This is a genomic window from Pseudomonas sp. 20-5 (genome assembly GCF_056782835.1).
In genome coordinates this window covers 270,002-283,199 of record NZ_CM165584.1, presented here as the reverse complement: position 1 = coordinate 283,199, position 13,198 = coordinate 270,002, and the positions used below count along the sequence as shown (strand labels likewise).

12 protein-coding genes are annotated in these 13,198 nt (G+C 67.8%); 9 read left to right on the top strand and 3 right to left on the bottom strand.

Going from position 1 to position 13,198, the window contains the following annotated elements; genetic code table 11:
* Positions 1 to 217 precede the first annotated feature (217 nt).
* From AC1RB9_RS01300 to AC1RB9_RS01290, 3 genes are all read left to right on the top strand, one after another.
* Positions 218 to 859 (top strand): suppressor of fused domain protein, encoded by a 642-nt coding sequence (locus AC1RB9_RS01300; protein WP_003161829.1) that lies wholly within the window; start codon positions 218 to 220, stop codon positions 857 to 859.
* Between the two features lie 154 nt (positions 860 to 1,013).
* Entirely contained in the window at positions 1,014 to 1,448 is a 435-nt protein-coding gene (locus AC1RB9_RS01295) for a CBS domain-containing protein (protein WP_003112686.1), read from the top strand.
* 77 nt (positions 1,449 to 1,525) lie between these two features.
* The gene (locus AC1RB9_RS01290) at positions 1,526 to 1,972 is read left to right on the top strand and encodes a GNAT family N-acetyltransferase (protein WP_003145042.1); all 447 of its coding nucleotides are present in this window, start codon (positions 1,526 to 1,528) and stop codon (positions 1,970 to 1,972) included.
* Here the strand turns inward: AC1RB9_RS01290 and AC1RB9_RS01285 are convergent.
* Positions 1,969 to 2,835 carry a helix-turn-helix domain-containing protein gene (locus AC1RB9_RS01285; protein WP_003123837.1) on the bottom strand — a complete coding sequence of 289 codons (867 nt, stop codon included), beginning with the start codon at positions 2,833 to 2,835 and terminating at the stop codon, positions 1,969 to 1,971. The two genes, AC1RB9_RS01290 and AC1RB9_RS01285, sit on opposite strands and share 4 nt — an antisense overlap.
* Before the next feature lie 177 nt (positions 2,836 to 3,012).
* On the opposite strand from AC1RB9_RS01285, the gene pobA reads away from it, so the two are divergent.
* From pobA to AC1RB9_RS01265, 4 genes are all read left to right on the top strand, one after another.
* Complete coding sequence (gene pobA, locus AC1RB9_RS01280) at positions 3,013 to 4,197, top strand: 4-hydroxybenzoate 3-monooxygenase (RefSeq protein WP_003161832.1); 1,185 nt, start codon at positions 3,013 to 3,015, stop codon at positions 4,195 to 4,197.
* 174 nt (positions 4,198 to 4,371) lie between these two features.
* The gene (locus AC1RB9_RS01275) at positions 4,372 to 5,877 is read left to right on the top strand and encodes an MDR family MFS transporter (RefSeq protein ID WP_003123834.1); all 1,506 of its coding nucleotides are present in this window, start codon (positions 4,372 to 4,374) and stop codon (positions 5,875 to 5,877) included.
* A 116-nt stretch (positions 5,878 to 5,993) separates the two neighbouring features.
* A complete protein-coding gene (gene aroQ / locus AC1RB9_RS01270; protein ID WP_003111454.1) occupies positions 5,994 to 6,440 on the top strand; it encodes a type II 3-dehydroquinate dehydratase in 447 nt (148 codons plus the stop codon).
* On the top strand, positions 6,437 to 7,291 hold the full coding sequence (locus AC1RB9_RS01265) for a shikimate dehydrogenase (RefSeq protein ID WP_004346798.1): 855 nt from the start codon (positions 6,437 to 6,439) through the stop codon (positions 7,289 to 7,291). Before aroQ ends, AC1RB9_RS01265 begins: the two co-directional genes overlap by 4 nt.
* Before the next feature lie 39 nt (positions 7,292 to 7,330).
* On the opposite strand, the gene AC1RB9_RS01260 is transcribed toward AC1RB9_RS01265, so the two are convergent.
* Positions 7,331 to 7,999 carry a TetR/AcrR family transcriptional regulator gene (locus AC1RB9_RS01260; RefSeq protein ID WP_003101858.1) on the bottom strand — a complete coding sequence of 223 codons (669 nt, stop codon included), beginning with the start codon at positions 7,997 to 7,999 and terminating at the stop codon, positions 7,331 to 7,333.
* Positions 8,000 to 8,091: 92 nt separating this feature from the next.
* A complete protein-coding gene (gene quiC / locus AC1RB9_RS01255) occupies positions 8,092 to 9,996 on the bottom strand; it encodes a 3-dehydroshikimate dehydratase QuiC (protein ID WP_003162034.1) in 1,905 nt (634 codons plus the stop codon).
* Between the two features lie 545 nt (positions 9,997 to 10,541).
* Here quiC and AC1RB9_RS01250 point away from each other — a divergent pair.
* Both AC1RB9_RS01250 and AC1RB9_RS01245 read left to right on the top strand, forming a co-directional pair.
* On the top strand, positions 10,542 to 11,864 hold the full coding sequence (locus AC1RB9_RS01250) for an MFS transporter (RefSeq protein ID WP_003121658.1): 1,323 nt from the start codon (positions 10,542 to 10,544) through the stop codon (positions 11,862 to 11,864).
* A 65-nt stretch (positions 11,865 to 11,929) separates the two neighbouring features.
* Positions 11,930 to 13,180 carry an OprD family porin gene (locus tag AC1RB9_RS01245; protein WP_003162033.1) on the top strand — a complete coding sequence of 417 codons (1,251 nt, stop codon included), beginning with the start codon at positions 11,930 to 11,932 and terminating at the stop codon, positions 13,178 to 13,180.
* Positions 13,181 to 13,198: the final 18 nt, after the last annotated feature.

The window sequence follows — 13,198 nt, the reverse complement described above, 5'->3', positions numbered from 1 at the left end:
GATACCCTCAGCTGCCCTCAGCGCTTTCCTACGCACCAAGAAGGAAAGCCTCTCGCCTCTCTCGGAACGAGCCGATTTCTCGGCAGTCGCCGTTCGCATTCCATTGGTCACCCAACGGCAACCAGGATCAGCCATCACTGGTCTGCCCTCGCATGGAAACGGCCGCGCCCCCGGCGCCCCATGTCCGGCCCCACCCGCTAAGTCCAGAGGACCGAAGATGAACGACTACATCGCCCGGCTGCGCGAGAAATACGACGCCCATTTCGGTTGTGCGCCCGCCATGACCCTGGATTGCCGGGACTTCTGGAGACACTGCGTAGCGGTGCCGGAAATGGCGGTCTTCGCTTATCGCCTGGAAAGCACCCGGCGGCCGCACCATGTGGTGATCACTGCCGGGATGAGCCAGGCACCGATGCATTTCGCGCCCTACATGGGCAAGGCGCGCTGGTCCGCCGAGCTGATCTGCTATCTCGACGAACTGGGCGGCGATGACCTGCGCCACCTGCAATGGCTCGCCGGCCTGCCATTCCACGAGCGCCTCGCCCTGGGACATGGACATGCGGTGGCGTTCGGCTTCCCGCTCTACGAGCAGAGCCTGCTGCGGCACTTCCTTCTCCTCCCGGCGCCGCTGGAGGAGGATGCCTCCCTGTTCGACGGCTTCGCCCTGTCGGCGCATCCGGTCGACCTGCTGTGGGTCGTGCCGTTGACCGAGCAGGAATACCAGGTGAACGTCAAGGAACACCTCGAGGGCATCGCCAGGCTGCTGACCGACGCCGGCCACCCGCTCAGCCTCGACCGGCACCGCCATTGCTACGTCACCGGCCAGTCGCCGGAAGGGCTCGCACGGGTGCTGCACTAGCCCCGCAGGGAAAGACTAATAGCGCGGGCCCTACCTTCGTCGGGAAAGCGATGATGACGTTTTTCAATCGGTTCGATGCCGTTTTCCCCGCTTGCCGATCCGCTCGCCGTCTACGATTCTTGCTGGACGTGAGAACGGCTCCGGAGGGGCGCGTATGAAAACCGTGGCACAACTGTTGAACGCCAAGCAGAACCAGCAGGTGTACACCATCGGGGCGGACGAGATGGTGCTCGACGCCCTGCGCCTGATGGCGGAAAAGAACATCGGCGCGCTGCTGGTGGTGAACCATGGCGAGGTGGTAGGGGTGGTCAGCGAGCGCGACTATGCGCGCAAGATGGTCCTCAAGGGCCGTTCGTCCATCGGTACGCCGATCAGCGCGATCATGAGCGCGCCGGTGGTCAGCGTGGACTCGAAGCAGAGCGTCGACACCTGCATGAACCTGATGACCGATCGCCACCTGCGCCACCTGCCGGTCGTGGAAGACGGCCAGTTGCTCGGCCTGCTGTCCATCGGCGACCTGGTCAAGGCGGCGATCGCCGAGCAGGCCGAGCTGATCCAGCAACTGGAACAGTACATCCGCGGCGACTGAAGCGTACATGCCGGACCTACCCTTTTCCCGCCGGCTCACGCGATAATCCGCGGCTGTTCCCGTTGCGAGCTGCCGCCATGTCCTCTCCGCTGAAAATCCGCCGCTACATTCCCGCCGACCGCGATGCCACCCTGGCCATCTGGCTGGAGGCCTCGCGCGTCGGCCACGGTTTCCTCGGCGAAGCCGAGTTGCAGAAGCAGAAGGCACTGGTTCGCGATCATTATCTGGATGCCTCGGAAACCTGGCTGGCGCTGGACGGCGATACGCCGCTGGGCTTCATCGGCCTGCTCGATGCCTTCATCGGCGGCCTTTTCGTCGCTCCGGCGGCCCACGGGCGCGGGATCGGCCGGCAACTGGTGGAGCACGCGGCAACCCTGAAGGGCGCGCTGGAAGTCGAGGTCTACGCCGCCAACCGCGAGGCGCTGGGGTTCTACGCGCGCTGCGGCTTCGTCGAGAGCGGCCGACGCCCGCGTGATGACGAGGGACGCGCGCTGGAGATCGTCCAGTTGCGCCGCGAACACTAGTCGCCCTTGCGGAAAGCGCTCGGCGAGACGCCGCTCAGGCGCTTGAAGAAACGGGTGAAGTAGGCCGGCTCGCTGAAGCCGAGGCGGTCGGCGATCTCGTTCACCGTCATCGCCGTGTAGACCAGGTCGCGCTTGGCCTCCAGCAGCAGGCGCTGGTGCACGATGCCCAGTGCGGTCTGCCCGCTGAGGCGGCGCGCCACGCTGTTCAGGTGTGCCGGGGAGATGCCCAGGCGACGCGCGTACTCGTCGATTCCCAGGTGCTCGCGGAAATGCCGCTCGACCAGTTGCGAAAAGGCCGATAGGTATTCCTGACCACGACCCGGCCGTGCCTCCGCCCGCCGGACCATCACCTGCCGCCCCAGCCACACCGCCAGCACGCCGATCAGCGACTGCAACAACAGCTCGCGCGCCGGCGCAGCGCCGGCGTACTCGCCGTCTATGGCGTCGAACAGCGTGTCGATATAGCGCCGGTCCGCGCCCACCGGGTACAACCCCGGCGCCTCCAGCGCCTGGCGCTGCGCGCCGAGGTGCGCCTGCAGGCGGGCCAGCAACGGTGCGGCGAGCGTCAGCACGTAGCCGTCGATGCGCTCGGAGAACTGGAAGCCATGGATGCACAACGGCGGTACGAACTGGATGGAAGGCTGCTCGACGCGAGTCGGCTCGCCCTCGACCTGGAGCTGCGCCCAGCCCTTGCGCACGTAGAGCAACTGAGCGAGATCGGCGTGCCGGTGCGGCTTGATCTCCCAGTCGTGCAGACGACTGCGGGCGGGGATCGACTCGCAGTGCAGCAGGTCCGGGGTCGGCCATTCGAGGGGAGCGCCGTAGAGCTTGAACACCGGGACGTCGCGGATGGAATCCGTCATCGAGCCCTCCGAGCGAAATGGCCGATTGCCGAACAGACTTTATAAAAGTCCAGAAATAGATCGGCAATTTGCCTTCTATAGCACTCCACGGCAAACAAAAATACAGCCACCTCCAGACAAGATCAGCGCCGGCGCATGCGCCGCCGGCCAGCCATAACAGCGAGAGGGCTATCCGCAATGAAGACTCAAGTCGCCATCATCGGCGCCGGTCCGTCCGGCCTCCTGCTCGGCCAGTTGCTGCACAAGGCCGGCATCGACAACGTGATCCTCGAACGCCAGACCCCGGACTACGTGCTCGGCCGCATCCGCGCCGGCGTGCTGGAACAGGGTATGGTCGACCTGCTGCGCGAGGCCGGCGTCGACCGGCGCATGGCGCGCGACGGGCTGGTCCACGAAGGCGTGGAGATCGCCTTCGCCGGGCAGCGCCGGCGCATCGACCTCAAGCGCCTGAGCGGCGGCAAGACGGTGATGGTCTACGGCCAGACCGAGGTCACCCGCGACCTCATGGAGGCCCGCGAAGCCTGCGGCGCCACTACCGTCTACCAGGCCACCGAGGTGCGCCTGCACGACCTGCAAGGTGAGCGCCCCTACGTGACCTTCGAACGCGACGGCGAACGGCTGCGCCTGGATTGCGACTACATCGCCGGCTGCGATGGCTTCCACGGCATCTCGCGGCAATCGATCCCGGCGGAGCGGCTGAAGGTCTTCGAGCGGGTCTATCCGTTCGGCTGGCTCGGCCTGCTCGCCGACACCCCGCCGGTCAGCCACGAACTGATCTACGCCAACCATCCGCGCGGCTTCGCCCTGTGCAGCCAGCGTTCGGCGACCCGCAGCCGCTACTACGTGCAGGTGCCATTGTCGGAGAAGGTCGAGGACTGGTCCGACGAGCGCTTCTGGACGGAACTGAAGGCGCGACTCCCGTCCGAGGTGGCGGAGAAACTGGTGACCGGACCTTCGCTGGAGAAGAGCATCGCGCCGCTGCGCAGCTTCGTGGTCGAGCCGATGCAGCATGGCCGGCTGTTCCTCGCCGGCGACGCCGCGCACATCGTGCCGCCCACCGGCGCCAAGGGACTGAACCTGGCGGCCAGCGACGTCAGCACGCTCTACCGGCTGCTGCTGAAGGCCTACCGCGAAGGGCGGGGCGAACTGCTGGAACGCTACTCGGCAATCTGCCTGCGGCGGATCTGGAAGGCCGAACGCTTCTCCTGGTGGATGACTTCGGTGCTGCATCGCTTCCCCGACACCGACGCGTTCAGCCAGCGCATCCAGCAGACCGAACTGGAGTACTACCTGGGCTCCGAGGCGGGCCTGGCGACCATCGCCGAGAACTATGTCGGCCTGCCCTACGAGGAAATCGAGTAGGCCGCGCCACCCCGGCGCAACGCCGGGGCACCTTTCCCAAGGCGGGACGCAACGTTGGCGCAGGCGGATATCGACGAAAGACGGCCCACGGATCGATTCTCCCCGGCACCTGTCCTACCCCAGGCGCAGTATGATGCCCGCTGCCTTCGCGTTCCGTCCGCCCCAGGTGCCGTCTTGTCCGATCTCGCCCAGAACCCGCCCGCCGTCCGTACCGTCCTCGCCGGCCTGATGCTGTCGATCTTCCTCAGCGCCCTCGACCAGACCATCGTCGCCGTCTCCCTGCCGGCGATCTCGGCCGACTTCGCCGACCTCGACCTGCTGGCCTGGGTGATCTCGGCCTACATGGTGGCGATGACCGTATCGATGCCGATCTACGGCAAGCTCGGCGACCTCTACGGCCGCCGCCGTCTGATGCTCTTCGCCATCGTCGTGTTCACCGCCGCCTCGCTGCTTTGCGGGCTCGCGCAGAGCATGGGCCAACTGGTGCTGGCGCGAGTGCTGCAGGGGATCGGCGCGGGCGGGCTGATGGCGGTGAGCCAGGCGATCATCGGCGACATCGTCCCGCCGCGCGAGCGCGGCCGCTACCAGGGTTACTTCAGCAGCATGTACGCCATCGCCAGCGTCGCCGGCCCGGTGCTCGGGGGCCTGCTCACCGAGTACCTGTCGTGGCGCTGGGTATTCTGGATCAACCTGCCGATCGGCCTTCTCGCGCTGGCCATCTCGCGGCGAACCCTGGTCGGCCTGCCGGTGCCGCGCCGGCAACCGGTGATCGACTACCTGGGCATCGTGCTGATGGTGGTGGGCCTCACCGCGCTGCTCCTGGCCATCACCCAGATCGGCCAGGGCGCAGCCTGGAGCGACCCTGCGCTGCTCGGCCTGTTCGCCCTGGCGGCGCTCGCCCTGCTGCTGTTCGTCGCCCAGGAGCGGCGCTTCCGCGAACCGCTGGTGCCGATGCAACTGTTCGCCGTCCGCGCCGCCACCCTCAGTTGGCTGGTTGCGTTCTTCGCCAGCTTCCAGGCCATCTCGCTGACCGTGCTGGTACCGCTGCGCTACCAGAGCGTTACCGGCGCCGGCGCCGACAGCGCCGCGCTGCATCTGCTGCCGCTGGTCATGGGCCTGCCGCTGGGCGCGTACTGCTGCGGGCGGCTGACCGCCAGCCTGGGACGCTACAAGCCGCTGATCCTGCTCGGCGCCGTCCTGTTGCCCTGCGGCATCGCCGGCCTGGCCCTGGTCCCGGTCGGCGACCACTGGCTGTCCGGGCTGTGCATGCTGCTCACCGGGATCGCCATCGGTACCCAGTTCCCGACCAGCCTGGTGGCCGCGCAGAACGCCGTGGAGCAACGCCACATCGGCGTCGCCACCAGCAACGCGACGTTGTTCCGCTCCCTCGGCGGGGCAGTCGGGGTGGCGCTGATGTCGGCGATCCTGCTGGCCCTGCTCAAGCACCTGCGGATCGGCGGCGGGCTCGACCAGGGCTTTTCCGAGAGCGCCCTTCTGAGCAGCCTGGACGCCGCCAGCGGGCCGGCCCGGGTGATCCTCCAGCATGTCCTCGCGGATGCCTTCAAGGTGCTCTTCCTGGTCAACGCGGCGGTGGCGCTGCTCGGCCTGGCGGTGGCCTCGGCACTGCCCGACATGACCCTGCGCGGCCGCGGCGCGACGCAACCGACGGCAGGCGAGTGAGCGGACGCCGATAATCGAACGCTTTCGTCCCGTCGGCGACGGCGTCCGGTTTACAAAAGTAACCGTTCGGTACATTTTCCCGGCATCGATGACATCATTGCTGTGGAGGCTGCGCCATGACGCGCACGGTACTGGTCCTGAACGGCCCCAACCTGAATCTGCTCGGCACCCGCGAGCCACAGACCTACGGCCGGCAGACCCTGGGCGAAATCGCCGACGAATGCGCGGCCTTCGCCGAGACGCGCGGCTTCGCCGTGGACTTCCGCCAGACCAACCAGGAAGGCCAACTGCTCGACTGGATCCACCAGGCCCGCGGCCGGGTCGCCGGCATCGTCATCAACCCCGCCGCCTGGACCCACACCTCGGTGGCGCTGCGCGACGCCCTGGCCGCGGTGGAACTGCCGGTGGTCGAAGTGCACCTGTCCAACGTCCACCAGCGCGAAGCGTTCCGCCACCACTCCTACGTCTCGCCGGTGGCGCTGGGAGTGATCTGCGGATTCGGCAGCCTCGGCTACCGCCTGGCCCTGGAACATTTCGCCGAGCGTTTCGAGGCGGCCGCATGAGCGCGCCGCGATCGGTTCTCGCCGGCCTGATCGGTGCCGGCATCCAGGCGTCGCGGACCCCTGCCCTGCACGAGCGCGAGGGCGACGCCCAGGGCATCCGCTATCTGTACCGGCTGATCGATCTCGACCCGCTGGGCAAGTCGGCGGACGACCTGGAGTTCCTGCTCGCCGCCGCCAGCGACCTCGGCTTCACCGGGCTGAACGTCACCTTCCCCTGCAAGCAGGCGATCATCCCCCTGCTCGACGACCTCTCCGCCGAGGCACGCGGCATCGGCGCGGTGAACACCGTGGTGCTGCGCGATGGCCGGCGCATCGGCCACAACACCGACTGCCTGGGCTTCGCCGAGGGCTTTCGGCGCGGCCTGGCCGGCGCGCCGCGCCAGCGCGTGGTGCAGATGGGCGCGGGCGGCGCCGGCGCGGCAGTGGCCCATGCGCTGCTCGCCGAGGGCGTCGAGCGGCTGGTCCTGTTCGACGTCGACCCGGCGCGGGCCCAGGCCCTCGCGGACAACCTCAACCAGCACTTCGGCGCGCCACGAGCGCTCGCCGGCAGCGACCTGGCCGGCGCCCTGGGCGACGCCCAGGGATTGGTCAACACCACCCCGGTGGGCATGGCCAAGCTACCCGGCATGCCGGTGCCGGCGGAACTGTTGCGCGCCGACCTGTGGGTCGCCGAGGTGATCTACTTTCCGCTGGAAACCGAGCTGCTGCGCCAGGCCCGCGCCCTCGGCTGCCGCACACTGGACGGCGGCACCATGGCGGTGTTCCAGGCGGTGAAGGCATTCGAACTGTTCAGCGGGGTGGCGGCCGACGCCGCGCGCATGCAGGCGCACTTCGCCAGCCTGGGCGACTGAATGGCGCCCCTCTCCCGCCAAGGGGAGAGGGGACCGGAGTCAGGCACGGATGTAGCGCAATACCGCCTCGCCAATCATCCGCCGGTGCCGCTGGCGAACCTCGGCGTCGTGCAGGTCGGTGCGAAAGATCCGCGACACGGTGTAGCGATTGGACACCCGGTAGAAGCAGAACGAACTGATCAGCATGTGCACGTCGAGCGCCTCCAGCCCGGCGCGGAACACCCCTTCCGCTTCGCCGCGGCGGAGAATCTCGGCGATGCTCTGGACGATCGAGCTGTTGACGCTCTGCACCAGTTCGCTGCTGGCGATGTGCTCGCCCTTGTGGATGTTCTCGATGCTGATGATGCGCACGAAATCCACATGCCGGTCGTGGTAGTCGAAGCTGAACTCCACCAGCTTCTCCATCGCCTTGGCCGGCGGCAGCGCGCCCAGCCGCAGGGTGCCCTCGATACCGCGGATGTCGCTGTAGAGCTTCTCCAGCACGGCCTGGTAGAGCTGCTCCTTGCTGCCGAAGTAGTAATAGATCATCCGCTTCGAGGTATGCGTGCGCTCGGCGATGGCGTCCACCCGCGCACCCGAGAGGCCCTGGGCGACGAACTCGTCGATGGCGGCGCGGAGGATGTCCTGGCGGGTCTTCTCGGGATTGTTCTTGCGTCCCTTGCCGCGCGGAGCGGATTCCTCCACGACGGCGGGATCAGGCTTGGACATCGGTGACTCACTCGTGGCCGGCGGGAATTGCGGCCGATTATGCGGGGCCCGCCCGGCTGTAGGAAGAGCACCTGCCGGAGCCCCGACAATTCTCACAGCTTGACCCGGCGCACACCCCGCCGCGCTTGCGCCATCGCCGCCAGGCGCACCGGCACGTTGGCCGCGCCGTAGCCGGCGTAGCCGTGGCGGCGCTGGAGGATCTCGAAGAAGAAGCGCTCCTCGAACGGCTCGGTGAACACATGGAACAGCTCGCCGCCCTGGGCGTCGCGGTCGTAGAGGACGTTGTAGTAGGCCAGTTCGCTGAGGAACTCGTCGTCGAAGTCGAAGCGCGCGGCGAGGTCGTCGTAATAGTTCAGCGGGATTTCCAGCAGTGCGACCCCGGCCTCCTTGGCCTGGGCCACGGCGGCGAAGATGTCGGCGCAATCGAAGGCGATGTGGTGCACGCCGGAACCGCGATAGCTGGACAGCGAACGGGCGATGGCGGTGTTGCGGTCCTCGGAAATGTTCAGCGGCAGGCGCACGCTGCCGCAGGGGCTACGCACGGCGCGACTGGTGACCAGGCCATAGGGGTCGGGCAGCACCACCTCGTCATCGGCGCCGAAGTCGAACAGGCTCTTGTAGAACAGCACCCAGCTGTCCAGGCCTTCGGCGGGCAGCGCCAGGGCCACGTGGTCGACGCGCCGCAGGCCGAGGCCGGAGGTGTCGGCGTCGTTCGTCACGAAGTCGCTGTCGTAGATGCTGCGGCCCTCGGTGTGCCGCTCGACCAGATACAGCAGGCTGCCGTCGAGGGCGCGCACCGCCGGGATTTCCCGCTCGTTGGGGCCGAGCAGTCCGCGGTACGGCTGGCCTCCGTACGCACGAGCGCGCTCCAGCGCCTGGCCGGCGTCACGCACGCGCAGCGCGGTGGCGCACAAGGACGGTCCGTGGGCCTCGAAGAAACCGTGGGCGAAGGAATAGGGCTCGGCGTTCAGTACCAGGTTGATGTCGCCCTGGCGCAACAGGCTGACATTCTTCGAACGGTGCTCGCCGGCCCTGGCGAAGCCCAGTCGCTGCAACCACTGGCCAAGGCGCGCGCTGAGCGTCTCGTCGACGGCGAACTCGAGGAACTCGATGCCGTCGCAGAGGCTCGCCGGCGGCGGCGCGAACAGCTCGTCCACCGCCACGTGCGGCGTCTGGCGTTGCAGGTGCTCGCGGGTCTTCTCCTCGAGGTAGAGCAGCGAGCGCAGGCCGTCGACGGCGTTGGCGCGGGTCGGCGCGGCGCGGAAGCCGTCGTTGAAGACCTCCAGCGACAGCGGACCGCGATAGCCGGACGCGACGACCGGCGCGAGGAAGCCTGCCAGGTCGAAGCCGCCCTGACCCGGGAAGCAGCGGAAGTGCCGGCTCCATTCCAGCACGTCCATTGCCAGCAAGGGCGCGTCGGCCATCTGCACGAAGAAGATCTTTTCCCCCGGAAGATCGGCGATGCCGCGGGGATCGCCGTCCAGCGAGAGGGTGTGGAAGCTGTCGAGGATCAGCCCGAGGTTCGCCTGGTCGGCCCGCCGCACCAGGTCCCAGGCCTGCTCCCAGGTGTTCACCTGGCGCCCCCAGGCCAGCGCCTCGTAGCCGATGCGCAGGCCGCGGACGGCGGCGCGCTCGGCCAGCTGCCGGAGGTCATCGGCCAGCAGCGCCGGTTCGCCGAGGGCATCGGCAGCGACGTTGCTGCACACCAGCACCAGGTCGGTGCCGAGTTCCTGCATCAGGTCGAACTTGCGTTCGGCGCGCTCCAGGTTTCGCTCCAGGCGTTCCCGGCGGCAGCCCTCGAAGTCGCGGAACGGCTGGAATAGCAGGATCTCCAGGTCCAGGTCGGCACACAGCCGGCGTACGTCGCGCGGGCTGCCGTCGTAATGAAGCAGGTCGTTCTCGAAGATTTCCACCCCGTCGAAACCGGCGGCGGCGATGGCCTCGAGCTTTTCCGGCAGGGTGCCGCTCAGGGATACGGTGGCGATCGAACGCTGCATGCTTCGACTCCTCAATGCGCCCTACGGCGCCTGGCGCCGCGCGAGGGCCGGCGGCGGAACGGCGGAGGCGCGGATAGCCCGCGCGGGATGCGCCGGGAAGCCACTTCGGGTCGCTGAGACCGCTCGCCCGGCAAGCCGATTATTGGTTTGCGCCAACTGACGGGCAACGCAAAATGTACGAACTGGTTAGTATTCCGTTCGAATATCGAACGGAAGCACGATTATCGAATTGACGCTTTTTCGACCAATCGCGCACCATCGCTGCCACCCGTGCAGGCCGTCCCGATCTGCCGGAAGCGCTCCGCGCTTCTTTCCGGGCACCTGCGCAACCCACGCGACATAACAATTTCAAGAATCGGGTACCCGCTCATGTCCATCGCCGACCTCTCCGTCCGCCCTCCATCCCGTCCGCTGGCCGCTCGTCCGGCCCGACCGCCCCTGGCCCGCTGACACCGGCGCGGCCCCTGGCCCGCCCGCGTGCAACCCAGAACGACAAATCCAGGCCGGGCGCCCAGGCACCGGCCGCCGAAAGGATGGCCCCGTCAATGATCCACTCTTCCAGCTCTCGACTGCTCGCCGCCGACGCCCCGCGGGAATCCCGCGGCGGCAGGATCCGCAACGCCTTCGCCGTCGGCCGGACGCGCTGGGGCATGCTCGCCCTGGTGTTCTTCGCCACCACCCTGAACTACATCGATCGCGCCGCCCTCGGCGTGATGCAGCCGATCCTGGCCGAGAAGATGAGCTGGACGGCGATGGACTACGCCAACATCAACTTCTGGTTCCAGGTCGGCTACGCCATCGGCTTCATCCTCCAGGGCCGCTTCATCGACAAGGTCGGGGTCAAGCGCGCGTTCTTCCTCGCCGTGTTGCTCTGGAGCCTGGCCACCGGCGCCCACGGCCTGGCGACCTCGGCGGCGGGCTTCATGGTCTGTCGCTTCATCCTCGGCCTGACCGAGGCGGCCAACTACCCGGCCTGCGTGAAGACCACCCGCCTGTGGTTCCCCGCCGGGGAACGGGCGGTGGCCACCGGCATCTTCAACGCCGGCACCAATGTCGGCGCGATGGTCACCCCGGCCCTGTTGCCGCTGATCCTCGGCGTCTGGGGCTGGCAGGCGGCGTTCCTCTGCATGTCGGCGCTGGGCCTGGTCTGGCTGGTGTTCTGGTGGCGCAACTACTACAACCCCGAGGAGCATCCGCGGGTGAAGCAGAGCGAGCTGGAATACATCCAGCAGCAGGAGCCGCCCGCCACCCGCGTGCCCTTCTCGCAGATTCTCCGCCGCCGCGGCACCTGGGCCTTCGCCCTGGCCTACTCGATCACCGCGCCGGTGTTCTGGTTCTACCTCTACTGGCTGCCGCCGTTCCTCAACCAGCAGTACGGCCTGGGCATCAGCGTGACGCAGATGGGCATCCCGCTGATCCTGATCTGGTTGACCGCCGACTTCGGCAGCGTCGGCGGCGGCATCCTTTCGTCCTGGCTGATCGGCCGCGGCATGCCGGCGATCCGCGCGCGCCTGCTGTCGATGCTGCTGTTCGCCTGCACCATCGTCGGCGTGGTGTTCGCCGCCAACGCCAGCGGCCTGTGGATCGCCGTGCTGGCCATCGCCCTGGCGGTCGGCGCGCACCAGGCGTGGACGGCGAACATCTGGAGCCTGGTGATGGACTACACGCCCAAGCACCTGATGAGCACGGTGTTCGGCTTCGGCGGCATGTGCGCGGCGCTGGGCGGGATGTTCATGACCCAGATCGTCGGCGGCGTACTGACCGCGACGAACAACAACTACGCGGTGCTCTTCACCATGATCCCGGCAATGTACTTCATCGCCCTGACCTGGCTGTACTTCATGGCTCCGCGCCGGATCGAAGCCTGAGTCCAAGCGCCCGGCGCTCGCCGGGCACCTCCCTGCCTAAAGAACAAGAACGAAGGGACACACCCATGTCGCACCCGAACCACGTCCGCGCGCTCTGCGCTTCCCTCTGCCTGGGCGCCGGCCTGCCAGTCCATGCCGGGCAAGGTTTCCTCGAAGATGCCAAGGCCAGCCTCACCGCGCGCAATTTCCACCTGCACCGCAACTTCGTCGGCGATGCCAGCCAGGGCAAGGCCGAGGAGTGGACGCAGAGCTTCATCCTCGACGCCCGCTCCGGCTTCACCCAGGGCAGCGTCGGCTTCGGCCTCGATGTCCTCGGTCTCTACAGCCTGAAGCTGGATGGCGGCAAGGGAACGGCCGGCACCCAACTGCTGCCGATCCACGACGACGGCCGCCCGGCCGACGACTTCGGACGCCTGGCGGTGGCCGGCAAGCTGCGCGTCTCGAACAGCGAACTGAAGATCGGCGAATGGATGCCGGTGCTGCCGATCCTCCGCTCCGACGATGGCCGCTCGCTGCCGCAGACCTTCCGCGGCGGCCAGCTCAGCGCCAACGAGATCGCCGGCCTGACCCTCTACGCCGGCCAGTTCCGCGGCAACAGCCCGCGCAACGACGCAAGCATGCAGGACATGTCGCTGTTCGGCCGGCCAGCCGCCACCTCCGACCGCTTCGATTTCGCCGGCGGCGAATATCGCTTCAATGGCGAACGCAGCCTGCTCGGCCTGTGGAACGCCGAGCTGAAGGACATCTACCGCCAACAGTACCTGCAACTGCAACACAGCCAGCCGCTCGGCGACTGGCTGCTGGGCGCCAACCTCGGCGGATTCCGTGGCCGCGACGCTGGCAGCGCGCGCGCCGGCAAGCTCGATAACCGCACCGTTTCCGCGCTGTTCTCCGCGCGCTACGGGCTGCATACCCTCTATCTCGGCCTGCAGAAGGTCAGTGGCGACGACGGCTGGATGCGGGTCAACGGCACCAGCGGCGGAACCCTGGCCAACGACAGCTACAACGCCAGCTACGACAATCCCGGCGAGCGCTCCTGGCAACTGCGCTACGACTTCGACTTCGTTGGCCTCGGCCTACCCGGCCTGACCTTCATGACCCGCTACCTGCATGGCGACCATGTGCGCCTGGCCGGAGTCACCGACGACGGCAGCGAATGGGGACGCGAGAGCGAGCTGGGCTACACGCTGCAGAGCGGCGCCTTCAAGCGTCTCAACGTCCGCTGGCGCAACTCCAGCCAGCGCCGCGACTGGGGCAGCAATACCCGCTTCGACGAGAACCGGCTGATCGTCAGCTATCCGCTGAGCCTGTTGTGAAGCCTACGCGCCGACCCC

Excerpts from the sequence above, each read along its gene's own strand:
- pobA (WP_003161832.1), top strand. The coding sequence starts at position 3,013 with ATGAAGACTCAAGTCGCCATCATCGGCGCCGGTCCGTCCGGCCTCCTG.
- AC1RB9_RS01250 (WP_003121658.1), top strand. The coding sequence starts at position 10,542 with ATGATCCACTCTTCCAGCTCTCGACTGCTCGCCGCCGACGCCCCGCGG.
- AC1RB9_RS01290 (WP_003145042.1), top strand. The coding sequence starts at position 1,526 with ATGTCCTCTCCGCTGAAAATCCGCCGCTACATTCCCGCCGACCGCGAT.
- AC1RB9_RS01260 (WP_003101858.1), bottom strand. The coding sequence starts at position 7,999 with ATGTCCAAGCCTGATCCCGCCGTCGTGGAGGAATCCGCTCCGCGCGGC.
- AC1RB9_RS01245 (WP_003162033.1), top strand. The coding sequence starts at position 11,930 with ATGTCGCACCCGAACCACGTCCGCGCGCTCTGCGCTTCCCTCTGCCTG.
- AC1RB9_RS01285 (WP_003123837.1), bottom strand. The coding sequence starts at position 2,835 with ATGACGGATTCCATCCGCGACGTCCCGGTGTTCAAGCTCTACGGCGCT.
- AC1RB9_RS01265 (WP_004346798.1), top strand. The coding sequence starts at position 6,437 with ATGAGCGCGCCGCGATCGGTTCTCGCCGGCCTGATCGGTGCCGGCATC.
- AC1RB9_RS01300 (WP_003161829.1), top strand. The coding sequence starts at position 218 with ATGAACGACTACATCGCCCGGCTGCGCGAGAAATACGACGCCCATTTC.
- quiC (WP_003162034.1), bottom strand. The coding sequence starts at position 9,996 with ATGCAGCGTTCGATCGCCACCGTATCCCTGAGCGGCACCCTGCCGGAA.
- aroQ (WP_003111454.1), top strand. The coding sequence starts at position 5,994 with ATGACGCGCACGGTACTGGTCCTGAACGGCCCCAACCTGAATCTGCTC.
- AC1RB9_RS01295 (WP_003112686.1), top strand. The coding sequence starts at position 1,014 with ATGAAAACCGTGGCACAACTGTTGAACGCCAAGCAGAACCAGCAGGTG.